Annotated in this window: 20 protein-coding genes; 7 read left to right on the top strand and 13 right to left on the bottom strand. The window is 74.4% G+C overall.

Annotated features, from left to right (window positions below; translation table 11 throughout):
- Nucleotides 1-34 precede the first annotated feature (34 nt).
- Both SM450_RS20180 and gltB read right to left on the bottom strand, forming a co-directional pair.
- On the bottom strand, nucleotides 35-1,537 hold the full coding sequence (locus tag SM450_RS20180; protein WP_474621293.1) for a glutamate synthase subunit beta: 1,503 nt from the start codon (nucleotides 1,535-1,537) through the stop codon (nucleotides 35-37).
- Nucleotides 1,530-6,188, bottom strand: coding sequence for a glutamate synthase large subunit (gene gltB, locus SM450_RS20175; protein ID WP_474621292.1), 4,659 nt, complete (start codon nucleotides 6,186-6,188; stop codon nucleotides 1,530-1,532). The genes SM450_RS20180 and gltB overlap by 8 nt, the downstream gene beginning before the upstream one ends.
- Before the next feature lie 145 nt (nucleotides 6,189-6,333).
- Here gltB and SM450_RS20170 point away from each other — a divergent pair, with 145 nt between their 5' ends.
- Nucleotides 6,334-7,176: a GNAT family N-acetyltransferase gene (locus tag SM450_RS20170; RefSeq protein ID WP_474621291.1), complete on the top strand. Its 843-nt coding sequence runs from the start codon at nucleotides 6,334-6,336 to the stop codon at nucleotides 7,174-7,176.
- Between the two features lie 18 nt (nucleotides 7,177-7,194).
- Here the strand turns inward: SM450_RS20170 and SM450_RS20165 are convergent, their stop codons facing one another.
- The 5 genes from SM450_RS20165 to trpC form a co-directional block, all read right to left on the bottom strand.
- Entirely contained in the window at nucleotides 7,195-8,382 is a 1,188-nt protein-coding gene (locus SM450_RS20165) for an FAD-dependent oxidoreductase (protein ID WP_474621290.1), read from the bottom strand.
- 11 nt (nucleotides 8,383-8,393) lie between these two features.
- A complete protein-coding gene (lgt, locus tag SM450_RS20160; protein WP_474621289.1) occupies nucleotides 8,394-9,590 on the bottom strand; it encodes a prolipoprotein diacylglyceryl transferase in 1,197 nt (398 codons plus the stop codon).
- Nucleotides 9,591-9,881: 291 nt separating this feature from the next.
- Complete coding sequence (trpA, locus tag SM450_RS20155; protein WP_474621288.1) at nucleotides 9,882-10,685, bottom strand: tryptophan synthase subunit alpha; 804 nt, start codon at nucleotides 10,683-10,685, stop codon at nucleotides 9,882-9,884.
- 4 nt (nucleotides 10,686-10,689) lie between these two features.
- A complete protein-coding gene (gene trpB / locus SM450_RS20150; RefSeq protein ID WP_474621287.1) occupies nucleotides 10,690-11,916 on the bottom strand; it encodes a tryptophan synthase subunit beta in 1,227 nt (408 codons plus the stop codon).
- A gap of 36 nt (nucleotides 11,917-11,952) precedes the next feature.
- The gene (gene trpC / locus SM450_RS20145) at nucleotides 11,953-12,756 is read right to left on the bottom strand and encodes an indole-3-glycerol phosphate synthase TrpC (RefSeq protein WP_474621350.1); all 804 of its coding nucleotides are present in this window, start codon (nucleotides 12,754-12,756) and stop codon (nucleotides 11,953-11,955) included.
- A gap of 442 nt (nucleotides 12,757-13,198) precedes the next feature.
- On the opposite strand from trpC, the gene SM450_RS20140 reads away from it, so the two are divergent.
- Nucleotides 13,199-13,474, top strand: a complete 276-nt coding sequence (locus tag SM450_RS20140; protein WP_474621286.1) for a hypothetical protein — start codon at nucleotides 13,199-13,201, stop codon at nucleotides 13,472-13,474.
- Here the strand turns inward: SM450_RS20140 and SM450_RS20135 are convergent.
- From SM450_RS20135 to SM450_RS20120, 4 genes are read right to left on the bottom strand one after another with little or no spacing between them, the layout of a single operon-like run.
- Nucleotides 13,467-14,039 carry a Trp biosynthesis-associated membrane protein gene (locus SM450_RS20135; protein WP_474621285.1) on the bottom strand — a complete coding sequence of 191 codons (573 nt, stop codon included), beginning with the start codon at nucleotides 14,037-14,039 and terminating at the stop codon, nucleotides 13,467-13,469. The genes SM450_RS20140 and SM450_RS20135 overlap by 8 nt on opposite strands.
- Nucleotides 14,036-15,589: an anthranilate synthase component I gene (locus tag SM450_RS20130; protein ID WP_474621284.1), complete on the bottom strand. Its 1,554-nt coding sequence runs from the start codon at nucleotides 15,587-15,589 to the stop codon at nucleotides 14,036-14,038. Before SM450_RS20130 ends, SM450_RS20135 begins: the two co-directional genes overlap by 4 nt.
- Nucleotides 15,586-15,987 (bottom strand): phosphoribosyl-AMP cyclohydrolase, encoded by a 402-nt coding sequence (hisI, locus tag SM450_RS20125; protein WP_474621283.1) that lies wholly within the window; start codon nucleotides 15,985-15,987, stop codon nucleotides 15,586-15,588. Before hisI ends, SM450_RS20130 begins: the two co-directional genes overlap by 4 nt.
- Nucleotides 15,988-16,009: 22 nt before the next feature.
- Complete coding sequence (locus SM450_RS20120; RefSeq protein WP_474621282.1) at nucleotides 16,010-16,399, bottom strand: MerR family transcriptional regulator; 390 nt, start codon at nucleotides 16,397-16,399, stop codon at nucleotides 16,010-16,012.
- Nucleotides 16,400-16,506: 107 nt separating this feature from the next.
- Between SM450_RS20120 and SM450_RS20115 the strand changes: the two genes are divergently transcribed.
- Genes SM450_RS20115 through SM450_RS20105 form a run of 3 tightly spaced genes read left to right on the top strand, consistent with a single transcriptional unit; the run spans nucleotide 16,507 to nucleotide 18,619 of the window.
- Nucleotides 16,507-17,232, top strand: coding sequence for an ABC transporter ATP-binding protein (locus tag SM450_RS20115; RefSeq protein ID WP_474621281.1), 726 nt, complete (start codon nucleotides 16,507-16,509; stop codon nucleotides 17,230-17,232).
- Complete coding sequence (locus SM450_RS20110; RefSeq protein WP_474621280.1) at nucleotides 17,229-17,984, top strand: ABC transporter permease; 756 nt, start codon at nucleotides 17,229-17,231, stop codon at nucleotides 17,982-17,984. Before SM450_RS20115 ends, SM450_RS20110 begins: the two co-directional genes overlap by 4 nt.
- On the top strand, nucleotides 17,981-18,619 hold the full coding sequence (locus SM450_RS20105; protein ID WP_474621279.1) for a TetR/AcrR family transcriptional regulator: 639 nt from the start codon (nucleotides 17,981-17,983) through the stop codon (nucleotides 18,617-18,619). Before SM450_RS20110 ends, SM450_RS20105 begins: the two co-directional genes overlap by 4 nt.
- Nucleotides 18,620-18,635: 16 nt before the next feature.
- Here the strand turns inward: SM450_RS20105 and SM450_RS20100 are convergent, their stop codons facing one another.
- The gene (locus SM450_RS20100) at nucleotides 18,636-20,411 is read right to left on the bottom strand and encodes an ABC transporter ATP-binding protein (protein WP_474621278.1); all 1,776 of its coding nucleotides are present in this window, start codon (nucleotides 20,409-20,411) and stop codon (nucleotides 18,636-18,638) included.
- The gene (locus tag SM450_RS20095; protein ID WP_474621277.1) at nucleotides 20,408-22,282 is read right to left on the bottom strand and encodes an ABC transporter ATP-binding protein; all 1,875 of its coding nucleotides are present in this window, start codon (nucleotides 22,280-22,282) and stop codon (nucleotides 20,408-20,410) included. The genes SM450_RS20100 and SM450_RS20095 overlap by 4 nt, the downstream gene beginning before the upstream one ends.
- 193 nt (nucleotides 22,283-22,475) lie before the next feature.
- On the opposite strand from SM450_RS20095, the gene SM450_RS20090 reads away from it, so the two are divergent.
- Both SM450_RS20090 and SM450_RS20085 read left to right on the top strand, forming a co-directional pair.
- Nucleotides 22,476-23,105 carry a TIGR03085 family metal-binding protein gene (locus SM450_RS20090; protein WP_474621276.1) on the top strand — a complete coding sequence of 210 codons (630 nt, stop codon included), beginning with the start codon at nucleotides 22,476-22,478 and terminating at the stop codon, nucleotides 23,103-23,105.
- A 126-nt stretch (nucleotides 23,106-23,231) separates the two neighbouring features.
- A complete protein-coding gene (locus tag SM450_RS20085) occupies nucleotides 23,232-24,182 on the top strand; it encodes a terpene synthase family protein (protein WP_474621275.1) in 951 nt (316 codons plus the stop codon).
- Nucleotides 24,183-24,281: the final 99 nt, after the last annotated feature.

Raw genomic sequence — 24,281 nt, 5'->3', positions numbered from 1 at the left:
GCCTATACCGAAAGCGTTAAGCGGGGGCCCCTCCTTACACCGCGAGTGGTTGGCGCGCCGGGGTGACGGGGGCGGGCAGCTCCCCCACCCCGCCCAGGTACGTGTGGACGGCCGCGGCGGCGGCCCGCCCCTCGGCGATCGCCCAGACGATGAGCGACGCGCCCCGGTGCATGTCCCCGGCGACGAAGACGCCGTCGGCCGCCTGCCAGTCGGGGCGGGCGTCGATCGCGCCGCGCCCGTTGCGGTCCACCCCGAGCTGGGCCAGCAGCGGCTGCTCCTCGGTGCCCTCGAAGCCGATCGCGAGCAGCACCAGGTCGGCCGGGATCTCCCGCTCCGAGCCGGGCAGCGCGGTGACGATCCGCCGGCCGTCGACCTTCGCCACGGTCACCTCGGCGATCCGGACGGCCCGGACCTGCCCGGTGCCGTCGTCGACAAACTCCTGCACCGCCACCGCGAAGACGCGCTCGCCGCCCTCCTCGTGTGCCGGGTAGGAGCGCAGCACCCACGGCCAGGTCGGCCACGGGTCCCGGGCGGCGTCCCGGTCCGTCGGGGGCTGCGGGTAGAGGTCGAGCTGGTGTACGCCGGCCGCGCCCTGCCGGTGGGCCACGCCGAGGCAGTCCGCGGCGGTGTCCCCACCACCGATGATCACCACGTGCTTGCCGGCCGCGTCGATCGGCGTGCCGTCCGGCAGGGTGGCCGGGGCCGGCCGCCCGTCACCGGCAGCCGCCACCACCTTGTTCGCGGCCACCAGGTGCGCCATCGCCTGGTGCACGCCGCGCAACGCCCGACCCGGCGTCTCCGCGGTGTCCCGGCCCTGCAACGCGCCGCAGGCCAGCAGCACCGCGTCGTGCTCGGCGCGCAACTGCTCGGCGGTCACGTCCACGCCGACGTTCACCCCGGTGCGGAAGCGCACCCCCTCGGCGGTGAGCTGGACGACCCGGCGGTCGACGTGCTGCTTTTCCAACTTGAAGTCGGGGATGCCATAGCGGAGGAGGCCGCCGGGGGTGTCGTCGCGCTCGTACACGGTGACCGTGTGGCCGGCGCGGGCGAGCTGCTGCGCGGCGGCCAACCCGGCCGGGCCGGAGCCGACCACGGCGACCGAACGGCCGGTCGGGGTCGACGCGGGCCGGGGCCGCAGCCCGTCGCCGGCCACCGCCGCGTCGGCGATCTCCACCTCGACCTGCTTGATGGTGACCGGCTGCTGGCCGCCGAGGCCGAGCACGCAGGCCGCCTCGCACGGCGCCGGGCAGAGCCGGCCGGTGAACTCGGGGAAGTTGTTCGTCGCGTGCAGCGACTCCACCGCGGCGTCCCAGTTGCCGGTGCGGACCAGGTCGTTCCAGTCCGGGATGCGGTTGCCGAGCGGGCAGCCGTCGTGGCAGAACGGGATGCCGCAGTCCATGCACCTGGTGGCCTGCTCGCGGATCAGCTCCTCGCCGGCCGGCGGGTAGACCTCCCGCCAGTCGGTGATCCGCACCGGGACCGGGCGGCGGGCGGGCAGCCGCCTGTCGTAGCGCAGGAAACCGTTCGGGTCAGGCACGAGCCACCTCCTGGGCGACCACCCGCGGCGCGGCCGGCGCCGGGGCTGGTGAGAGCGCGCTCATCACCGCGTCGTCGACGTCGCGGCCGGCGGCTTCGGCGGCCCGCATGATCTCCATGACCCGGCGGTAGTCCCGGGGCACCACGGCGGTGAACTCCTCCACCGCCTCCGGCCAGCGCTTGAGCAGCGCCTCCGCGACCGTCGAGTCGGTCTCGGCCAGATGCCGCTGGACCAGCTCGTGCAGTCGGTTGCGTTCGGAGTCGCTCAGCGGGGCCAGGTCGACAAGCTCGGCGTTCACCAGCCGCCGGTCGAGCCGGTGCACGAACGCGGTGCCACCGGACATGCCGGCGGCGAAGTTGCGCCCGGTCGGGCCGAGCACCACCACCGTGCCGCCGGTCATGTACTCGCAGCCGTGGTCGCCGAGGCCCTCGACCACGGCCGCCGCGCCGGAGTTGCGCACCGCGAACCGCTCCCCGACCCGGCCGCGCAGGAACACCTCGCCACCTGTGGCGCCGTAGAGGATCGTGTTGCCGGCGATGATCTGGTCCTCGGCGCGGCGGCCCGGCTCGGCGTGGTGGCCGGCGAACGGCGCGGCGGCGTCCGGCCGGACCACGATCCGCCCGCCGGACAGGCCCTTGCCGACGTAGTCGTTGGCGTCGCCGTGCAGGCGCAGGGTGACCCCGCGCGGCAGGAACGCGCCGAACGACTGCCCGGCGGTGCCGCGCAGCAGGAACTCGACGGTGTCCTCGGGCAGCCCGGCGCCGCCGAACCGGCGGGTCACCTCGCCGCCGAGCATCGCGCCGACGCTGCGGTGCTCGTTGCGCACGTCGACCTCGACCCGGACCGGGGTGCCGTCGCGCAGCGCCGGGCCGGCGAGGTCGATGAGCTGGTTGTCGAGCGCCACGTCGAGGCCGTGGTCCTGGGCGCGCACCCCGCGCCGGGCCGCGCCCTCGGGCAGCTCGGGCAGGTGCAGGACGCGACCCAGGTCGAGCCCGTGGCCCTTCCAGTGGTCGATCGCGCCGGCGACGTCGAGCAGCTCGGTGTGCCCGATCGCCTCGTCGATGCTCCGGAAGCCCAGCTCGGCCAGGTAGCCCCGGACCTCCTCGGCGAGGAACAGGAAGAAGTTCTCCACGAACTCCGGCTTGCCGGTGAACCGTTCCCGCAGCACCGGGTTCTGGGTGGCGATGCCGACCGGACAGGTGTCCAGGTGACAGACGCGCATCATCACGCAGCCCTCGACGATCAGCGGGGCGGTGGCGAAGCCGAACTCCTCCGCGCCGAGCAGCGCCGCGACAAGCACGTCCCGGCCGGTCTTGAGCTGGCCGTCGACCTGCACGGTGACCCGGTCGCGCAGCTTGTTGAGCAGCAGTGTCTGCTGCGCCTCGGCCAGGCCCAGCTCCCACGGGGTGCCGGCGTGCTTGAGCGAGTTGAGCGGGGACGCGCCGGTGCCTCCGTCGTGCCCGGAGATGAGGATGACGTCTGCCTTCAGCTTGGCCACGCCGGCCGCCACGGTGCCCACACCCACCTCGCTCACCAGCTTGACGTGCACCCGGGCGGCCGGGTTGACGCACTTCAGGTCGTGCACGAGCTGGGCCAGGTCCTCGATGGAGTAGATGTCGTGGTGCGGCGGCGGGGAGATCAGGCCGACGCCCGGGGTGGCATGCCGGGTCCGGGCGATCCACGGCCACACCTTGTTGCCGGGCAACTGCCCGCCCTCGCCGGGCTTCGCGCCCTGCGCCATCTTGATCTGGAGGTCGTCGGCGTTGACCAGGTATTCGCTTGTCACGCCGAACCGGCCGCTGGCGATCTGCTTGACCGCGGAGCGTCGCGCCGGGTCGTGCAGCCGCTCGACGTCCTCGCCGCCCTCGCCCGTGTTGGACTTGCCGCCGAGGCGGTTCATCGCGATGGCGAGCGTCTCGTGCGCCTCGGCCGAGATCGACCCGTACGACATGGCGCCGGTGGCGAAGCGCTTGACGATCTCGGTGGCCGGCTCGACCTCGTCCAGCGGCACCGCCGGGCGTACGCCGGTGCGCAGCGTGAACAGCCCGCGCAGCGAGCCCGCCTTCGCGGCCAGTTCGTCGACCTTCGCGGTGTACTGCCGGAAGACGTCGTACTGGCGGCTGCGGGTGGCGTGCTGGAGCAGGAAGACCGTCTCCGGGTTGAACAGGTGCAGCTCGCCCTCGCGACGCCACTGGTATTCGCCGCCGACCTCCAGCCGGTCGTTTGCCTGCGCGCCCGGCGCCGGCCAGGCCAGCGCGTGCCGGGCGGCCACCTCGGCGTGGACCTCGGCCAGCCCGATGCCGCCGATCGTGCTCGGCGTGCCGCGGAAGTAGCGGTCGACCAGGCGGGGGTCCAGGCCGACCGCCTCGAACACCTGGGCGCCGCAGTACGACGACACAGTCGAGATGCCCATCTTGGACATGATCTTCAGGACGCCCTTGCCGAGCGCCTTGACGTAGTTGCGGACCGCCTTGACCCGGTCCACCCCGGCCAGCGTGCCGGTGGAGATCATGTCCTCCACCGACTCGAACGCGAGGTAGGGGTTCACCGCCGCCGCGCCGTACCCGATGAGCACTGCCGCGTGGTGCACCTCCCGGCAGTCGCCGGACTCCACGATCAGCGCCGCCTGCGTGCGGGTCTGCTCGCGTACCAGGTGCTGGTGCACCGCGGCGGTCAGCAGCAGCGACGGGATCGGGGCCAGGTCCGCGGTGGAGTCCCGGTCGGAGAGCACCAGGATGCGTACGCCGTCCTCGATCGCCTCGGAGACGTGCCGGCAGATCTCGGTCAGTCGGGCCTTGATCCCGGCCCCGCCGTCACGGATCGGGTAGAGGCCGGAGACCCGGACCGCCTTGAAGCCGGGCAGGTCGCCGTCCTCGTCGACGGAGAGGATCTTCGCCAGCTCGTCGTTGTCGATCACCGGGTGGGGCAGCACGATCTGGCGGCAGCTCGCCGGCCCCGGGTCGAGCAGGTTGCCCTCCGGCCCGATGGTGGACGCCAGGCTGGTCACCAGCTCCTCCCGGATGGCGTCCAGCGGCGGGTTCGTGACCTGGGCGAAGAGCTGGTGGAAGTAGTCGTAGAGCAGCCGCGGCCGGGTGGACAGCGCGGCGATCGGGGTGTCGGTGCCCATCGAGCCGATCGGCTCCGCGCCGCTGCGGGCCATCGGGCCGAGCAGGATCTTCAGCTCCTCCTCGGTGTAGCCGAAGGTCTGCTGCCGGCGGCGCACCGAGTCGTGGGTGTAGACGATGTGCTCGCGCGGCGGCAGGTCGTCCATCTCGATCAGGCCGGCGTGCAGCCACTCCTGGTAGGGCTCGGCGGCGGCCAGCTCGGTCTTGATCTCGTCGTCGGAGACGATCCGGCCGTTGACGGTGTCGACCAGGAACATCCGCCCCGGCTGGAGCCGCCCCTTGGCCACCACTGTGGCCGGGTCGAGGTCGAGCACGCCCGCCTCGCTGCCGAGCACCACCAGCCCGTCGCTCGTGTGCCACCAGCGGCCCGGGCGCAGGCCGTTCCGGTCGAGCACCGCGCCGACGATCTCGCCGTCGGTGAACGCCACCGAGGCGGGGCCGTCCCACGGCTCCATCAGGCTGGCGTGGAAGCGGTAGAACGCGCGCTTGTCGGCGCGCATGTCCGGGTCGTTCTCCCACGCCTCGGGGATCATCATGAGCACCGCATGCGGCAGGCTCCGCCCGGCCAGGTGCAGCAACTCCAGGACCTCGTCGAAGTTGGCGGAGTCGGACGCGGCCGGGGTGCAGACCGGGAAGGCCCGGCGGATGTTGCCCGGGATGCCGGGGCTGCGCAGCAGCGCCTCGCGGGCCTGCATCCAGTTGCGGTTGCCCCGGATCGTGTTGATCTCGCCGTTGTGCGCGATGAAACGGTAGGGGTGGGCCAGCGGCCAGGACGGGAACGTGTTCGTGGAGAAGCGCGAGTGCACGAGCGCGATGGCGCTTACCACCCGCTCGTCGGTCAGCTCCGGATAGAACGCCGGCAACTGGTCGGGGGTGAGCATGCCCTTGAAGACCATGGTCCGTCCGGACAGCGACGGGAAGTAGGCCGGCAGGCCCCGCTCGGCGGTCTCCCGCTCGACCTGCTTGCGCAGGCAGAACGCCACCCGGTCCAGGTCGAGCCCGGTCAGCGGGGAGCCGGCCGGGCCGGCGGGCGAGTCGGTCAGCCGGCGCGCGGCCAGGAAGAGCTGCCGGACCCGGGGCATCGCCGCGAGCGCGGTCTCCCCCAGGCCGGACGGGTCGGTCGGCACCTCCCGCCAGCCGAGCACCTCGGCGCCCTCGACAAGCGCGTACTTGTCGACGACCTGGCGGGCGCGGGCCTCGGCCGCGTCGTCGTCGGGCAGGAAGACCAGACCGGTGGCGTACTGGCCGGCCGGGGGCAGCGGGAAGCCGACGGTGGCGCGCAGGAAGGCGTCCGGCACCTGGATCATGATCCCGGCGCCGTCACCTGTGTTGTGCTCCGCGCCCCGGGCGCCCCGGTGGTCCAGCCGGCACAGCGCCCCGAGGCCGTTCGCGACGACCTGGTGCGAACGGCGCCCGTACAGGTCGGCCACGAAGGCCACCCCGCAGGCGTCATGCTCGTACGCGGGGTCGTAGAGCCCGGCCGGCTGCGGGGCCGGTTGCGGGCTGTGAGGGTACGGAAAGGCCACCGGGCCTCCTGTCGTCACTCAGGTTGGATCATGGTGGGGACGACGTCGGCCCGCTGGGGTTTATTGAGTCTACGTTAGGGCTTCCCACGCAAGGCCAGTTCAGATTGATCACACTTCCAGATGCTGGGACGTGTAGTCTCGCGCGGTGGATGTCGTACGAGCTGACGTGCTCGACCGGGTGGAGCGGTTCTACGACGCGGTGCCCCGCGACGGCGCCCGGGCGGAGGAGTTCGACGCCCTGGTGCTGTTCGTCCGGGACGGCGCCGGCTGGCCGTTCTACGCCCGCCCCCGCCTCGACGCCACCGCGCCACCCACGCTGGCCGAGGTTACCGCGGTCCGCTCCCGGCAGCGGGAGCTGGGCCTGCCCGAGACGTTCGAGTGGGTGCACGAGCACCAGCCGGACCTGCTGGCGGTGGCCCGCTCGGCGGGCCTGACCGTGCTGGAGGCGCCGCTCATGCTGCTCGAAGCGGAGCGGCTGCCCGACCCGGCGACGCTCAGCGACGTACCGGTGCGGGTGCTGGACCCCGGTGACCCCGGCTTCGCGGCGGACATCGCGCTGCGCCGGGCCGTCGCCGCGGTCGGCTTCGCCCACGGCGGCACCGCCCGGGGCGAGGCCGGGCCGGCCGAACGGGACACCGCGCTCGCCCGGCTGGACGTCGACGCGCTGGAGGAGGAGGCAACCCGGGTGGCCGACGGCCGGCGCGTCTCGGTGCTCGCCGGCACCGCGCCGGACGGGGCGCTCGCGAGCGGCATGGCGATGCGGGTCGGCGACGTGGCGGAGATCGCCGGGGTGGCCACCCTGCCGTCCGCCCGGCGACGCGGGCTGGGCGCGGCGGTGACCGCCACGCTGGCCCGGGAACTACGCGCCGCCGGCACCGAACTGATCTTCCTGAGCGCGGGCAGCGAGGAGATCGCCCGGGTCTACCTGCGGGTCGGCTTCCGCCGGGTCGGCACGGCCTGCATCGCCGAGCCGGCCGCGGTCATCTGAGCACCGGCACGCGACCGGTCAGGACGGCGGTTGCCAGTCGGCTGCCGCCGCGGCGGCGGTGTTGCGCATCCGCGGGCTGATCGTGCCCAGCGCGGCGTCCCGGGCGCGCAGCGCCAGCCGCCCCCGGGTCTGGAGCACCGCCGACATCCGGCGGGTCTGCCGGACCATGGTGGCCGCGCGGGGCCGGCGCAGCCGGTCGTAGGCGGTCACCGCGTCCGGCAGCCGCGACTCGCGCAGCAGCACGGCGAGCGTGGCCGCGTCCTCGAACGCGAGGCAGGCGCCCTGCCCGAGGTGCGGCGGCATGGCGTGCGCGGCGTCGCCGAGCAGCACCACGCCGCCCGGGCCGGCCGGAACGCCGTACGACCGGGGCAGCGGGCGCAGCTCGCGTACCTCCTGCTGCACCACGTCGGCCGGGTCGGTCGCCTCCAGCAGCGTGGCGATCGGCGCGGGCCAGCCCGCGAACCAACGCTTGAGCAGGGCGAGTTGGATCTCCGGCGGCTCGGGGCGGGGCGCGCCCGCGGCGGTGGCCACCCAGTAGATACCGCCCCGGCGGGAGGCGCCGGCGGCGCCGCGCTCGCCGAGCGACGCGGCCACGAACCGGTAGCCGGCGCCGAGCGTCTCGCCGTGCACCGGCTGGTCGTCGGGCAGTTGCGGGGCTTGGTACCAGGGGATGACCGCCCGCCAGGCGGCGCAACCGGAACTCACCACCGCGGTCTCCGGGGCGAGCTGCCGCCGGATCTCGCTGTCCGTGCCGTCGGCGGCCACCACCAGGTCGGCTTCGAACGTGTGCCGGCCGTCACCCACCGCGGGTCGCTCGCCGGCCACCGCGCGTACGCTCCGCACGCTCACCCCGGTGCGCAGCTCCACCTGCTCGCCCAGCCCGGCGATGAGCGCGTCGTGCAGGTCCTCCCGGTGCACCACCACAGGCATCCGGTCGGCCGGGGTCGGGCGGGGTTGCACAAGCCACTGCCCGTCCGGACGGCGGATCCCCCCGTCGGGCAGCGGCGTGGCGATCGCGTCCAGCCCGTCGCCGAGGCCGAGGGCGCGCAGCGCGCGTACCCCGTTCGGCCAGAGCACCACGGCGGTCGCCTCCGGCCGGATCCGGTCGGCGCGTTCCAGCAGCGTGACCCGCCACCCGGAGCGGGCCAGCACGCCGGCCGTCGCCATCCCGCCGAGGCCGGCGCCGACCACCACCGCGCTGCGCATGACGCCCCCGCTCAGCTGTCCCGGTCCGCCGGCCGCCCGCCGGCGTCCGCCCGGCCCGAGTCGGCCCGCTCGACGTCGGCCCGCTCGACATCGGCCATGCCGTCGACCTCGGCCGTCGTGGCACGGTCGGTCGCGGCGTCGCCGGCTGCGGGAGCGTCGGTCGTGGGGCCGTCGGTCGCCGCCGGCTCCGCCGGGGGCAGTGCGCCGGTTTCCCGGTACGCGCGAAACTGCTCCTCGGTCACCACCCGGTAGCCCTCGGGCGCCACCGTCGCCGCCGCGGCCTCCCGGCCGGAGAGGTCGACCTGGGACACGTCGCCACCCGGCGTCACCGGCGCCGCCGGCTCGCCCAGCGGGACGAGGTATTCCCGCGGACCGTGGGCGCGGAGGAAGTAGGCGAGCGCGCCGAGGAAGACGAGCACGGCGGTCCAGACGTTGAGCCGGACGCCGAGGATGTGGTTGGCCTCGTCGGTGCGCATCAGCTCGATCCAGAACCGGCCCGCCGTGTAGCCCATCACGTAGAGCGCGAAGGCCCGGCCCCGGCCCAGCCGCAGCTTCCGGTCGAGGATCAGCACCAGCGCGGCGACGCCGACGTTCCAGATCAACTCGTAGAGGAACGTCGGGTGGTAGAGCCCCGGTTGCAGGACCGGGCTGCCGGCGTCGTCACGCAGCGCGTGCCCCGGATTGTCCGGGTCCATCACGTGCACCTCGAGACCCCACGGCAGGGTGGTCCGGCCGCCGTACAGCTCGTTGTTGAACCAGTTGCCGAGCCGGCCCACCGCCTGCGCCAGCGGCATGCCCGGGGCCAGCGCGTCGGCCACCACGGTGAGCGGGATGCCGAGCTGCCGGGCGGCGATCCAGGCGCCGACCGCGCCACCGGCCACCGCGCCCCAGATGCCGAGACCACCCTCCCAGATGGCGAACGCCTTGAGCGGCTGGCCGTCGGCGCCGAAGTATTTCTCCGGCGAGGTGATCACGTGGTAGATCCGGGCGCCGATGATCCCGGTCGGCACCGCCCAGACGGCGATGTCGAGCACGGCGCCCGGCGCGACGCCACGGCGGCGCAACCGGTACTCGGTGACCACGCAGGCCACCACGATGCCGAGGATGATGCAGAGCGCGTACGCCCGGATCGGAACCGGACCGAGCTGCCAGACGGCGGTGCTGGGGCTGGGCATGGCCGCCAGTGAAGTCATCGGGGCGAGGGTCACGGATGCACACGGTACCGGTGCGGACCGTGTGCGCGGCACCCCGGTCCGCTCCGCCGGTCCACTCCCCCGGCCGGTCGCCCCGGCCTCCAGCCGGCCACCGAGTTCCATCCGCGGTCCGGTCGTCGACACAACGTCCACCACCGGTGCCCTCACGTTGCCTACAAACTTGATGGCACGGATGACTCAGCGCGAGCCGGGGTGGACTGGCGCCTCCTGAGTCATTCACGTCATCACGTTTGTAGGCAGGGAACCCGTATCCGGTCCGCCGGCGCGCGGAAGGCCGGGACGAGGTCAGCGAGCGGGGTTGCGGACGCCCTCGGCGAGTTCGGCGCTGAGCCTGCGCAGGGCGGTCAGCCCGGCGGCCTGGTCCGGCGCGTCAAGCACGCACCGGACCAGCGCGCTGCCCACGATCACCGCGTCGGCGTAGCCGGCCACGGTGGCGGCCTGCGCGCCGGTCCCCACGCCCAGCCCGACCCCGACCGGCAGGTCGGTGATCTCGCGCAGCCGGGAGACCAGGACCGGCGCCGCCTCGGAGGTCTGCGCGCGGGCACCGGTGACGCCCATGATCGCGGTGGCGTAGACGAAGCCGCGGCAGTGCTCGACGGTCATCCGCAGCCGCGCGTCGGTGGAGGACGGCGACACCAGGAACGTCCGGTCGAGGCCGTGCGCGTCGGAGGCGGCGAGCCACTCGGCGGCCTCGTCGGGGATCAGGTCCGGCGTGATGAGCCCGGTGCCGCCGGCCGCGGCCATGTCCCGGGCGAACGCGTCCACGCCGTACTGCTCGATCGGGTTCCAGTAGGTCATCGTGACCACCTGGGCCCCGGTGGCGGCGACCGCCTCGACCACGCGCAGCGCGTCGGCGGTGCGTACGCCGCCGGCCAGCGCGATGTCGCTCGCCTTCTGGATGACCGGGCCGTCCATCACCGGATCGGAGTAGGGGATCTCGACCTCGATGACGTCGACGCCCGCCTCGACCATGGCGGTCATGGCGGCGATGCTGCCCTCGACGGTCGGGAAGCCGGCCGGCATGCAGCCGACAAGCACGGCCCGTCCGTCGGCGCGGGCCTTGTCGAAGGCGACCCCGATGCGGCTCACGCTGTCACTCCTTGTCGAGGATGCCGAAGTAGGCCCCGGCGGTGTGCACGTCCTTGTCGCCCCGACCGGAGAGGTTCACCACGATCACCGGCTCGCGGCCCAGCTCGGCGGCGAGCTGCGGGGCGATCCGGCGGGCGCCGGCGAGCGCGTGCGCGCTCTCGATCGCCGGGATCACGCCCTCGGTGCGGCAGAGCAGCTCGAACGCGGCCATCGCCTCGGCGTCGTCGACCGGCAGGTAGGTGGCCCGGCCGGCGTCGTGCAGCCAGGCGTGCTCCGGCCCGACGCCCGGGTAGTCCAGGCCGGCCGAGATCGAGTGCGACTCAATCGTCTGCCCGTCGGCGTTCTGCAGCACGTACGTGCGGGTGCCGTGCAGCACGCCCGCCGAGCCGCCGGTGATGCTTGCGGCGTGCCGGCCGGTCGTCACGCCCTCGCCGCCGGCCTCGAAGCCGTAGAGCCGCACCCCGGCGTCGGGGATGAAGGCGTGGAAGATGCCGAGCGCGTTGGAGCCGCCGCCGACGCAGGCCGCGACCGCGTCCGGCAGCGCGCCGGTCAGATCCAGGCACTGCTGGCGGGCCTCCACCCCGATGCCGCGGACGAAGTCGCGGACCATCTCGGGGAACGGGTGCGGCCCGGCGGCGGTGCCGATCAGGTAGTGGGTGTCGTCGACGTTGGCGACCCAGTCCCGCATCGCCTCGTTCATCGCGTCCTTGAGCGTGCGCGAACCGGCGGTCACCGGGACGACTGTGGCGCCGAGCATCCGCATCCGGGCCACGTTGAGCGCCTGCCGCTCGGTGTCCACCTCACCCATGTAGACCACGCACTCGAGGTCGAACAGGGCGGCTGCGGTCGCGGTGGCCACGCCGTGCTGGCCGGCGCCGGTCTCCGCGATCACCCGCCGCTTGCCCATCCGCCGGGTGAGCAGCGCCTGGCCGAGCACGTTGCGGACCTTGTGGGCGCCGGTGTGGTTGAGGTCCTCCCGCTTGAGCAGGATCCGCGCCCCGAGCTGTGCGGAGAGCCGCCGGGCCTCGTACAGCTCGGAGGGGGTGCCGGCGTAGTCGCGCAGCAGGGCGTCGAACTCGGCCAGGAACTCCTCGTCGCCCATCGCCTTCCGGTACGCCGCGTCCAGCTCGTCGAGCGCGGCGACGAGCGCCTCGGGGACGAACCGGCCGCCGAACCGGCCGAAGTGGCCGGCGGCGTCGGGAAGCTGGCCGGCTGCGTCTGCGGCGCTCATCGCGGGCGTCCTCTCGGTCGGGTAACCCGGCGCGGGTCAGCGCACCGGACGGGGCGTGGCCGGGTGGTTGCCGGCGTTGACCAGCTCGGCGACGGCCTCGCGGGGGCTCTTCTGGGTGACCAGGCCCTCGCCCACCAGGACGGCGTCGGCGCCGGCCGAGGCGTACCGGATCAGGTCGTGCGGCCCGCGCACGCCCGACTCGGCGATCTTGACGACGCGACTCGGCAGGCCGGGGGCGATCCGCTCGAACACCGAGCGGTCGACCTCCAGGGTCCGCAGGTCGCGGGCGTTGACGCCGATCACCTGCGCGCCGGCCTCCATGGCCCGGTCCGCCTCTTCCTCGGTGTGCACCTCGACGAGCGCGGTCATGCCCAGCGACTCGATCCGCTCCAGCAGCCCGACGAGCGCGTTCTGTTCCAGCGCGGCGACGATCAGCAGCACCAGGTCGGCGCCGTGCGCGCGGGCCTCGTGCACCTGGTAGCTGGAGACGACGAAGTCCTTGCGCAGCACCGGCACGTTCACCGCGGCCCGCACGGCGGCCAGGTCGTCGAGCGACCCGCCGAACCAGCGGCCCTCGGTCAGCACGCTGATCGCCCGCGCGCCGCCGGCCGCGTAGTCGCCGGCGAGGTCCGCCGGGTCGGCGATCTCGGCCAGCCGCCCCTTGGACGGCGACGAGCGCTTCACCTCGGCGATCACTGCCACGCCGGGTCGGCGCAGCGCCGCGTACGCGTCGAGTGGTGGCGGCGCGGCGGCGGCCAGCTCGCGGATCCGCTCCAGCGGGATCTGCTCCTGCCGCCGGGCCACGTCCTCGCGCACGCCGGCCAGGATCTCGTCGAGCACGCCTGCGGACGGCGCCGCTCCGGCGTCGTCCCCCTCCGCGTGCGCATGCTCAGCAGTCACCAACGGACTCCCCTCTCCGGGCGTCATGGGCCGATGCTAGGGGGCGCCACCTGGCGACACATGCCGGGGGGTATGGCGCACCTCACCAGATGGGCTGTGGCATGATGGCCGACTTGTGGTGAACACGGTGTCACGCAGCGCCACCACACACATCGACCGCCGCACATGCCCTATCTCACCACGGCCGGCCCCGGGCCGCATGCCGGCGTCCACCCCGCTGTGACCAAGGTCAAGGACTTCCGCCTCTGCCCAGGTCGCTCCCACCGCCGGACCGTTGACCTGTGCTTCACGGCGACGAAACGTGAGCCCGGCAGCATCGTCGCAGGGCAGACTCGACGAGGCGGCTGCCGACCGTCACCAACGATCTCGCGCGGGGTGAATCATGAGCGCCAACGGGCCGCACCAGAACATCGGGTTGACCACCATCTCCCGGACCGTCGCCTCACTCGCCGTCGGCGTGGTGCACACGCTCGAACGCGCCGTGGCCGGTGACGGCCGCACGCGTACCGCCCAGGGCAACGCCTGGGAGGCGGTCTGCGCCGACCGGGCCCGGGCCGAGCACCGCCGCGAACTGGAACGGCTGGTCTCCGAGCTGGCCGCGGCCCGGGCCGCGGCCCGGGAACGCCGCGACGCGCGCGAGGCCCAGCCGGTCAGCTGACCGTCGGATCCTCGCCCCGGTCCAGCGCGTCCCAGGCGTCGCGGGTGCCCCGTTCGACGGCCGGCCGGTCGGCGTCGGCGGGCCCGGTCGACCCGGACCGCCGCTCGTAGCGGGCGCCCATCGCCGGCCAGTCGCCGCCGCGCCACCCGGTCAGCGCCCCACCGGCCGCCAGGGCCAGCCCGCCGGCCAGCACCAGCGCCGGCCAGTGCCGGCTCACCCCGGCCTCGGTGAGGCCGACGCCGCCGCCGAGCGTCACGGCCAGCCCGACGCCGGCCAGCAGCGCGCCCAGCAGCCGGCGCAGCCGCCCCCGGGTCGCCAGCACCGCGCCGCCGCCGGCCAGCCCGACGTAGGCAAGCGCCGACACCCAGGGCAGCAGCTCCGCGCCGGTGCGGGTCCGCTCCCCGGGCGGCAGGGAGCCGCGGGTGGTCAGCTCCACCGACCAGGCGCGGGTCACCGCCCAGGCGGCCAGGCCCGCGCCGGCCAGGCAGAGCAGCACCGCGTACGCCAGATCGCGCCGGCCACGGACGGCGGGCGGGCCGGCCACGGCGGTGTCGGGCACGCTCATCGGGCCGGCCGCAGTGTCTCGGCGGCGGCGATCGCGGCGAGCACCGCGGCGGCCTTGTTCCGGGTCTCCTGGTCCTCCGCGGCCGGATCGGAGTCGGCCACCACTCCGGCGCCGGCCTGCACGTAGGCCCGGCCGTCGCGGATCAGCGCGGTCCGGATCGCGATCGCCATGTCCAGGTCGCCACCGAAGGCGAAGTAGCCGACGGTGCCGCCGTAGACGCCGCGGCGGACCGGCTCCAGCTCCTCGATGATCTCCATGGCGCGCACCTTCGGCGCGCCGCTGAGCGTGCCGGCCGGGAACGTCGCGGCCAGCGCGTCGAACGCGCTGCGGTCGTCGCGCAGCTCGCCGACCACCGTGGAGACGATGTGCATGACGTGGCTGTAGCGCTCGATGGTGGCGAACTCCGGCACCTCGACGGTGCCCGGCCGGCAGACCCGGCCCAGGTCGTTGCGGCCCAGGTCGACGAGCATGACGTGCTCGGCGCGCTCCTTCGGGTCGGCGAGCAGCTCGGCGGCGAGCCGGGCGTCCGACTCGGCCGAGCCACCGCGCGGCCGGGTGCCGGCGATCGGGTGCAGCAGCGCCCGACGGCGGCCGTCCGGCCCGGCGCCGACCTTGAGGTGCGCCTCCGGTGACGAGCCGACGATGTCGAAGCCGTCGAAGCGCAGCAGGTACATGTACGGGCTGGGATTCGTGGTGCGCAGCACCCGGTAGACGTCGAGTGGGTCGGCGTCGGTGGCCCGCTCGAAGCGCTGGCTGAGGACGATCTGGAAGCACTCGCCGGCCCGGATCGCCTCCTTGGCCGCCTCCACCGCCTTGGGATATCCGCCCTCGGGGGTGCGGCTGACCACCTCGCCGACGCCGGGGCGGTCGACCGTGGCGACCATGGGCGGGATCGGTCGGGACAGGGCGGTCGTCATCGCGTCCAGGCGGCCCACCGCGTGGTGGTACGCGGCGGCCACCCGCTCCGGCCGGTCGGCCGCGTCCGGCGGCGGCAGCACGGCGTTGGCGACCAGGATCGCCGAGCCCTCGTAGTGGTCGAGCACCACCAGGTCGGTGGCGAGCATCATGCCCAGCTCGGGCACGTCCAGCTCGTCCTCGGTCAGCTCCGGCAGCCGCTCGAACCGGCGGACCAGGTCGTAGCCGAGGTAGCCGACCAGGCCGCCGGTGAGCGGCGGCAGGTCGCCGGCCGGGTCCCAGGCCGGGCCGGCGAGCGCGGCGACGGTCTCCCGGAGCACCGTGACCGGGTCGCCGGAGGTGGGCACGCCGGCCGGCGGTGTGCCGGTCCAGCACGCCTCGCCGGCCCGCTCGGTGAGTGTGGCGCCGCTGCGGACGCCGATGAACGAGTAGCGCGACCAGGCCGTACCTGCCGCGCCGACGCCCTGCTCGGCGGATTCCAGCAGGAAGGTGCCGGGGCCACCGGCGAGCTTGCGGTAGACGCCGACCGGGGTCTCCGCGTCCGCGAGCAGCCGCCGGGTGACCGGCACGACCCGCCAGCGGTCGGCCAGCTCGGCGAAGGCGGACCGGTCCGGGGTGACCACGCCGTCGGTCACGGGGTCACCTCCGGCGAGCTGACCGGCAGGTCGGTGTGGAAGCAGGTGCGGTGCCCGGTGTGGCAGGCCGCCCCGACCTGCTCCACGCTCACCAGCAGCGCGTCGCCGTCGCAGTCGAGCGCGACGGAGCGGACGTACTGGTGGTGGCCGGAGGTGGCGCCCTTGACCCAGTATTCGGCCCGGCTGCGCGACCAGTAGGTGGCCCGGCCGGTGGTGAGCGTGCGGTGCAGCGCCTCGTCGTCCATCCAGGCGACCATCAGCACCTCACCGGAGTCGTGGGCGCGGACCACGGCGGCGACCAGGCCGTCCGGGCCACGCCGGAGCTTGGCGGCGATGGCCGGGTCGAGCCGGGAGGGGCGGGCGGGGGGGCCGGTCACCGGCGCGTCAGAGGCGGGCACGGTTGACTATTCTCCCGCACGCTCAGCCCAGTTCCTCCTCGGCCCGCCGGTACGCGTCGATCTTGTGGTCGAGGATTGTCAGATCCTCGGTCAGCTCGGCCATCCGGGCGAGCACCCGGGCCCGGTGCGCCTCGAACAGCGCCCGCCGCGCGCCGAGCGTGCGGTCCCCCTGCCGGGCCAGCTCGGCGTAGCGGCGCATGTCGCGCACCGGCATGCCGGTGCGGCGTAGTCGGGTGAGCAGGAACAGCCAGTTGACGTCCGCCTCGGTGTAGCGCCGACGCCCGGCGGAGTCCCGCCCGACCGGGGCGACAAGCCCCTCCTGCTCGTACCAGCGCAGCGTGTAGGTGGTCAGGCCGACCCGCTCGGCCGCCTCGCCGACGCTGACACTCTTCTCCCGGATACCGATGTCCACCGCTCCAGGGTCCCAGTTCGAGTCCACTCGAAGTCAACCACCATTGCGCGGTCGGGGAAATTCATCTAGCGTTGATTTCATTGGTTGATGAATTGTTGGAGGCGGACATGGACGACGCGGTGTCGGTCCGTGGCCTGGTGGTCGACCGGGGCGGACGGCGGGTGCTGCACGGCATCAGCTGCGACGTGCCCCGGGGCACGGTCACCGGGCTGCTCGGGCCCAGCGGCAGCGGCAAGACCACACTGATGCGTGCCGTGGTCGGCGTGCAGACCATCGACGCCGGCACGGTCGACGTGCTCGGCCGGCCCGCCGGCTCGGCCGAGCTGCGCCACCGGGTGGGCTACCTGACGCAGGCGCCGAGCGTCTACGCCGACCTCACGGTCCGGGAGAACGCCCGCTACTTCGCCGTCCTCCAGGGCCGGGGCCGCGCCGAGGCCGACCGCGCGGTCACCGACGTCGGCCTGGCCGCCGCCGCGGACCAACTGGTCGGCACGCTCTCCGGCGGCCAGCGCAGCCGCGCCTCGCTCGCCTGCGCCCTGGTCGGCGACCCGGAGCTGGTCGTCCTCGACGAACCCACGGTCGGTCAGGACCCGGTGTTGCGGGCCGACCTGTGGGCCAGGTTCCACGCCATGGCCGCCGCCGGCACCACGTTGCTGGTCTCCAGCCACGTGATGGACGAGGCGGCCCGCTGCGACCGGTTGCTGCTGATCCGCGAGGGTCGGCTGATCGCCGACGACACCCCGGCCGCGGTCCGCGCCACCACCGGCGTGGACGACCTGGAGGAGGCGTTCCTGCGCCTCATCCGCGACGCCGAGCAGGAGGACGCCGCATGAACGGCCGGATCCTGGCCGCCACGACCGGGCGGATCCTGCGCCAGCTCCGGCACGACCGGCGCACCGTGGCGCTGCTCCTCCTGGTGCCGGCCGCGCTGCTCACGCTCGTCTACTTCATGTACGTCGACCAGCCCACCCCGCCCGGCGCGCCGAGCACGTTCGACCGGGTCGCGCTGATCATGCTGGGCTTCTTCCCGTTCATCATCATGTTCCTGGTGACAAGCATCGCCATGCTCCGCGAGCGCACCACCGGGACGCTGGAACGGCTGCTCACCACGCCGCTGGGCAAGCTCGACCTGCTCTTCGGCTACGGCATCGCGTTCGGCCTGGCCGGGGTGCTCCAGTCCACGGTCGCCTCGCTCGTGGCCTACCTGGTGTTCGGCCTGGACACCGCCGGCAGCCCGTGGCTCGTCGTCCTGATCGCCGGGGTGAACGCGGTGCTGGCCGTGGCGCTCGGCCTGTTCTGCTCGGCGTTCGCCCGCACCGAGTTCCAGGCGGTGCAGTTCATGCCGGTGGTGGTCGCCCCGCAACTGCTGCTCTGCGGGCTGTTCGTGCCGCGCGGCCAGATGGCCGGGTGGCTCCAGGCGGTGAGCGACGTGCTGCCGCTGTCGTACGCGGTCGAGGCCCTCCAGGAGGTCGGCGCGCACGCCGAACCGACCGGCACCATGTGGCGCGACGTGGCGATCGTGGCCGGGGCGGCGCTTGTCGCGCTGGTGCTGGCCGCCGCGACGCTGCGCCGGCGCAGCGGATGAGCCCGCGCGGCGACACCGAGCCGCCGCACCCGGCGAACCCGCGCCGCAGCGGGCGGCGGCCCGGCAACCCGGACACCCGGGAGGCGATCCTCGCGGCGGCCCGGACCGCGTTCGCCGAACGTGGCTACGACGCCACCCCGATCCGGGCGGTCGCCGCCGCCGCCGGTGTGGACCCGGCGCTCGTGCACCACTACTTCGGCGCCAAGGAGGAGCTGTTCCGGGCCGCCATGGCGATCCCGATCGACCCGGCCGAGCTGGTGCCGCGGGTGCTGGCGGGCGGCACGGGCGAGGTCGGCGAGCGGCTGGTCCGCACGTTCCTGGCCGTGTGGGACTCCCCGGCCGGCGCCGCCGCGGTGGCCCTGCTGCGGTCCGCGATGAGCAACACGTGGACCGCCCGCCTGCTGCGCGAGTTCCTGACCACCCAGATCCTGCGTCGGGTCCTCGACCAGCTCGACCTGGACCCGGCCGAGGCGCCGCTGCGGGGCGCGCTTGTCGCCACCCAGATCGCCGGCCTGGCCATGATGCGCTACGTGATCCGCCTGGAACCTGTCGCGTCCGCCTCCCCGGACACCCTGGCCGCCACCATCGGCCCGACCGTGCAGCGCTACCTCACCGGCCCGCTGGCCACCGGCTGACGGGCCGGCGGCGGGGTCAGCGGGTCTGCTCCAGCCAGGAGGCGTAGAGCAGGGCGTAGACCGAGTCGGTGTCGCGGACCAGCTCCTCGTGCGGGCCACGCTGGACGATCCGGCCCCGGTCCACCACGATCACCTCGTCGGCCGCCTGGGCGGTGGAGAGCCGGTGCGCGATGGCGAGCGTGGTGCGCCCCCGGGTGACCGCGTCAAGCGTGCGCTGGAGCCGGACCTCGGTGGCCGGGTCGACCGCGCTCGTCGCCTCGTCGAGCACCAGCAGGTCCGGGTCCGCCACGTACGCGCGGGCCAGCGCCACGAGCTGCCGCTCGCCCACGCTCAGCGCCTCGCCCCGCTCACCGACCGGGGTGTCCAGCCCGGCCGGCAGCCCGTCCAGCCAGTCGGCCAGGCCCAGCTCGGTGAAGGCGGCGGTGAGTCGCGCGTCGGTCAGCTCCGGCCGGGCGAAGCGCACATTCTCCCCGACCGTGGTGTCGAACAGGAAGCCGTCCTGCGGCACCATCACCACCCGGGCGCGCAGCGAGTCGAAGCGCACCTGGCGCAGGTCGACGCCGGAGAGCAGCACCTCGCCCTCGGTCGGGTCCATCAGCCGGGTCAGCAGCTTCGCGAACGTGGTCTTGCCGCTGCCGGTCTCGCCCACCACTGCCACCCGGCTCTTCGCCGGGATGTCGAGCGTCACGCCGTGCAGCACCGGCGGCCCGCCCGGGTAGGCGAACGTCACGCCGGCGAAGCGGACGTCGAGCGGACCGGCCGGCAGCCCCCGCCCCTGCTCGCCCGGGTCGGCGACGTCCGGTTCGACGTCGAGCACGTCGAGCACCCGGCGCCAGCCGGCGATCGCGTTCTGCGCCTCGTTGAGCACCTCGGTGGCGATCTGCACCGGCTGGATGAAGAGCGTGACCAGGAACAGGAACGCGGTGAGCTGGCCGACCGACAGCGTGCGGTCGACGCCGAGGCTCACCCCGACCACCACCACGCCGGCCAGCGCCAGGCCGGCGGCCAGCTCGCCGACCGAGCTGCCCAGGATGCTGATCCGGATCGCCCGCTGCTGGGCCACCCGCTGCCCGTCGATCGCCGCGTCCAGCCGCCGGGCGGTGCGCCCGGCGATCCCGTACGCCCGGATCACCGGCGCGCCCACCACGCTCTCGCCGATCGCGCCGAGCAGTGTGCCGGTCCGCTGCCGGACCAGCCCGTACGCCCCGGCGAGCCGGCGTTGGAGCTGCCGGATGACGAGCACCGCCGGCGCGAACGCGACGAGCACCACGAGCGTCAACTGCCAGGAGTACGCGAGCATCACCGCGGTGGTGACCACCAGTTGGCCCAGGTTGACGAGGAGGATCACCCCGCCCCACTGGAGGAACTGGGTGATCTGGTCGACGTCGCTCGTGACCCGGGAGACGAGCGACCCGCGCCGCTCGGACTGCTGGTGCAGCATGGACAGGTCGTGCACGTGCCGGAACGCGCGGGTGCGTACGCCGGCCAGGGCGGTCTCGCTCACCGTGAACAGCCGGCGCATCATCAGGTAGCCGCAGGTGGTGGTGACCACGAGCACCGCGACGGTGACCGCCACGGTCAGCGAGATGACGTTCAGGTCGAGCCCGCCGACGATGCCGTGGTCGATGCCGCGCTGCACCGCCACCGGCACGGCCACCCGGCCGACCATGTAGACCAGCGCCAGCGCCAGCGTGGTGGCGAGCCCGGTCTTCAGCTCCGGGGAGAGCGCCAGCCCTCGCCGCAGCGTCCCCCAGGTCGTCTCGGTCCGCGCCTCGGCAGCGGCAGCGCTCACCGGTCCACCTCCATCTCCAGGCCGGAGGTCATCGGCGTGACCTCGTCGTACGTGCGGTTCTGCTCGCGCTCCTGCTCGGCCTGCTCGTACGCGGTGACCAGGTCGGCGTAACCGGGCACGGTGGCCAGCAGCTCGGGGTGGGTGCCGCGGGCCACCACCCGGCCCTGCTCCACGTAGATCACCTCGTCGGCGAGCGCGATGGTGGCCCGCCGGTAGGCGACCACCAGGATCGACGCGGGCGCGCCACCGTCCGTCGGGGCACGCAGGCCGGCCAGGATGGCGGCCTCGACGCGCGGGTCAACGGCGCTTGTGGCGTCGTCGAGCACCAGCAGGCGGGGCCGGCCGGCGAGCGCCCGGGCCAGCGTGAGCCGCTGCCGCTGCCCGCCGGAGAGCGACGTGCCCCGTTCGCCGACCATGGTGTCCAGCCCGTTCGGGAGGGCGGCGACGAAGCCGTCCGCCTCGGCCAGCCGCAGCGCCGCCCACACCTCGTCGTCGCCGATGCCGGCCCGGTCGAGGGTGATGTTGGCCCGGACGGTGTCGTCGAAGACGAACGGCACCTGGGCCACGAGCGCCACCGTGGCGGCGAGCGAGGCGGCGGTCAGCTCGCGCACGTCGACGCCGTCCAGGCTGACCCGGCCGGTACGCGGGTCGACCAGGCGCACGGCAAGCGACGCGATGGTGGACTTGCCGGCGCCGGTCGGCCCGACCAGCGCGACCGTCTTTCCGGCCGGCACGGTGAACGTCACCGCGCCGAGCACCTCGGCGCCGGGCAGGTGCGCCTCGGCCGGCTCGTACCCGAAGTGGACGTCGGCGAAGCCGAGCGTGGCGGGCGTCCGGGTGGCCGGGTCGAGCGTCACGTCGCCGTACGGCATCTCGCCCGTGGCGTCGAGCACCCGGCGGACCCGGTCCCAGCCGGCGACGCTGCGCGGCAGCTCGGCCAGCACCCAGCCGATCGCCCGCACCGGGAACGCCAGCACGGTGAACAGGAACGCGACGCTCACCAGCTCGGTCACCGTGATCGCGCCCTGGCGGAGCCGGACCGCGCCGACCACGAGCACGGCGAGCGTGCCGAGGCTGGGCAGCGTCTCCAGCATCGGGTCGAAGACGCCGCGCAGCCGGCCGACGGAGATCAGCGCGTCCCGCAGCTCGCCGGCGCGGGCGGCGAAGCGGGCCGTCTCCTGCGACTCGCGGCCCATGGTCTTGACCACCAGCGCGCCGTCGAAGCTCTCGTGCGCGATGCCGCTGACCTCGGCCCGCAGCCGCTGGGCCCGGGCCTGCCGGGGCGCCATCCGGCGGGAGTAGACCACGTTGAGCGCGAACAGCGCGGGGAAGACGGCGAGGCCGACCAGGGCGAGCGCCCAGTCGGTGAGGAACAGCGACGCCACCGCACCGACAAGCATCACGAGCGTGCCGACCGCGAACGGCAGCGGCGCGATCGGATACCAGGCGGCCTCCACGTCCGAGTTGGCGTTCGACAGCAACGTGCCGGTGGAGTTGCGGTGGTGCCAGGCCAGCGGCAGGTCGAGGTAGCGACGGGTGACCCGGCGGCGGTAGGCGGCCTGGAGCCGGTACTGCATGTAGCCGGCGCCGAGCCGCCGGCCGAAGATGCCGACCACCCGCAGCACGCTGATCCCGAACAGCGCCGCCGCGGCGAGCGCGAGGGTGCCGCCGGCCACCGCGCCGCGCTCGACCGCGGGCACCACCACCTCGCCGACCACCGCGCCGATCACGTACGCGCTGACGATCACGAGGAGGCCGAAGAGCACGCTGCCGGTGACCGCGACCGCGAAGATCCGTGGTTGTTCCCGGATCGCCCGGCCGAGCACCTGCAGCCCTCGGCCGAGCACGTCCCGACTTGTCCCGCTCGCCACGCTCGCCCCCGCCGTAAGCCGCAATTTTCTCCCCCATCCTTACCGCTCGCCGCCGCCGCCGCCGACCCGCTCGCGTATGTCCGCCGTCACGTTCCCACGGACCACCGACCGGTGGCGGGCGGTGACCCGCCGGCCACCGCCACCGCGCCGGTTACCGCGCGCCGATCCGCCCGGACGGGCCTACGATCGGGCCATGCCGCGGTACGCCCGAGCGGAGCGCGAAGCGCTCGCCGACCTGATGCTGGAACTGGGACCGGACGCGCCGACGGTCAACGAGGGGTGGACCACCCGTGACCTGGCGGCGCACCTGCTGGTGCGGGAGCGCCGGCCGGACGCGGCCGGCGGGATCCTGCTGCCGCCGTTGCGGGGCCACGGGGAGGCGGTCCGCCGCCGGATCGCCGCCGGCCCGTACGCCGACCTGGTCGCCCGGGTCCGCCGCCCGCCGCTGTGGAGCCCGGTGAGCAACCCGCTCACCGACGAGCTGGCGAACGGCCTGGAGTTCTTCATCCACCACGAGGACGTGCGCCGGGCCCGGTCCGGCTGGCGCCCGCGCGACCTTCCGGCCGGGCAGCAGGCGGTGCTGTGGAAGCGGGTCGCCCTGCTGGCCCCGATGGCGCTGCGACGCTTCCCGGCCGAGGTGCTGGTGCAGGCGCCCGGCCACGGCGAGGTACGGGGCGGGCGGGGCGGTGAGCGGCTGCGCCTGGTGGGCGCGCCGGGCGAGCTGGTTCTGTTCCTGACCGGCCGGCAGCGGGTGGCCCGGGTCCAGGTGGACGGCCCGACCGGGGCCGCGCACCGCCTGCGCGCCGCCGAGCTGGGCTTCTGACCTAGCGTGAGCGACCGGTGACCGGCCTATGGTGAAAAATGCATATCGAATGATGATCCCCGACCAAATTCTGCCGTACGCTCCTGCCCGCCGCCCGGCCCCACGGGCGGCGGACAGGGGGCACGGATGCATGGCTTCGCGGTCTCCGCACTGCACGAGCCGCCCTTTCCGGCGCGGCGGCACCCCGCCGTCGAACGGGTCGCCGCGGAGAGTGCCGACTGGGCTCGTGGCCTCGGCCTGGTCGACGACCCGGCCGGGCAGGACCGGCTGGCCGGCGCCCACGCCGCCGAGCTTGCCGGACGGGCCTGCCCGGAGGCGTCCCCCGGCGGCCTGCGCCTGCTCACCGACCTGATCAACTGGCTGTTCGTGGTGGACGACGCCTGCGACGACGACGGGCTGGGCACCGACCCGGTCCGGCTCGCGCCCACCGTGGCCGCGTTGCTGACCGTGCTCGACCGGCTCGGCGACCCGGCGCCGTCCGGCCCGACCGGCGGGGGTCCGCTCGCCGTCGGCCTACACGACCTGTGCCGGCGGGCCCGCGAGGCGCAGCGGCCCGCGCTGCTGCTGCGCCTGGTCAGCCAGTTGCGCGAATACCTGCTGGCGCTGCTCTGGGAGGCCGCCAACCGGGAGCGCCGCCGGGTGCCCGGGGTGGCCGAGTACGTGCAGATGCGCCGGCACACCGGCGGCGTACGGCCCAGCTTCACGGTGACCGACCTGGCCCACCCGGCGCGACCCGGATCGGCGAGCCGGGCCGATCCGGCGCTTGTCGTGCTGGACGCGCTCGCCACCGACCTGGTCTGCTGGTGCAACGACCTGTTCTCCTACGCCAAGGAACGCGGCGGCGCTCCGACGGCGCACAACCTGGTCACCACGATCGCCGGCGAGACCGGGCAGGGCGAGGAGGCGGCGCTGCGCGCGGCGGCGGCCCGGTTCAACGCGGCGCTCGCGGCGTACACGGAACGGGACGCGGCGCTCGTCGCCGGGGCCGACGACGGGGTGCGGGCGTTCCTGGCCACCCGGCGGGACTGGATCCGGGCCACGTACGACTGGTCCCGCGCCGCCGCCCGCTATACCTGATCCCGGGGCTAGCCGCTGCCCCGGTACAGGCAATACCCTTCGGTAACCGCAGATCGGCGTGACCCCCGTCACGCCCCTCCACCCCCGAAGGCGGCGCCC

The sequence above is a fragment of the Micromonospora marincola genome (assembly GCF_056150385.1).
The sequence above is the reverse complement of the archived record's forward strand: the minus strand, read 5'-3'. Positions and strand labels throughout refer to the sequence as shown.

Bases quoted from the DNA above. Each gene is read 5' to 3' on its own strand.
- SM450_RS20110 (WP_474621280.1), top strand. From the start codon at position 17,229: ATGAACGGCCGGATCCTGGCCGCCACGACCGGGCGGATCCTGCGCCAG.
- SM450_RS20135 (WP_474621285.1), bottom strand. From the start codon at position 14,039: ATGAGCGTGCCCGACACCGCCGTGGCCGGCCCGCCCGCCGTCCGTGGC.
- SM450_RS20165 (WP_474621290.1), bottom strand. From the start codon at position 8,382: ATGCGCAGCGCGGTGGTGGTCGGCGCCGGCCTCGGCGGGATGGCGACG.
- SM450_RS20105 (WP_474621279.1), top strand. From the start codon at position 17,981: ATGAGCCCGCGCGGCGACACCGAGCCGCCGCACCCGGCGAACCCGCGC.
- SM450_RS20115 (WP_474621281.1), top strand. From the start codon at position 16,507: ATGGACGACGCGGTGTCGGTCCGTGGCCTGGTGGTCGACCGGGGCGGA.
- SM450_RS20085 (WP_474621275.1), top strand. From the start codon at position 23,232: ATGCATGGCTTCGCGGTCTCCGCACTGCACGAGCCGCCCTTTCCGGCG.
- SM450_RS20140 (WP_474621286.1), top strand. From the start codon at position 13,199: ATGAGCGCCAACGGGCCGCACCAGAACATCGGGTTGACCACCATCTCC.
- SM450_RS20090 (WP_474621276.1), top strand. From the start codon at position 22,476: ATGCCGCGGTACGCCCGAGCGGAGCGCGAAGCGCTCGCCGACCTGATG.
- trpB (WP_474621287.1), bottom strand. From the start codon at position 11,916: ATGAGCGCCGCAGACGCAGCCGGCCAGCTTCCCGACGCCGCCGGCCAC.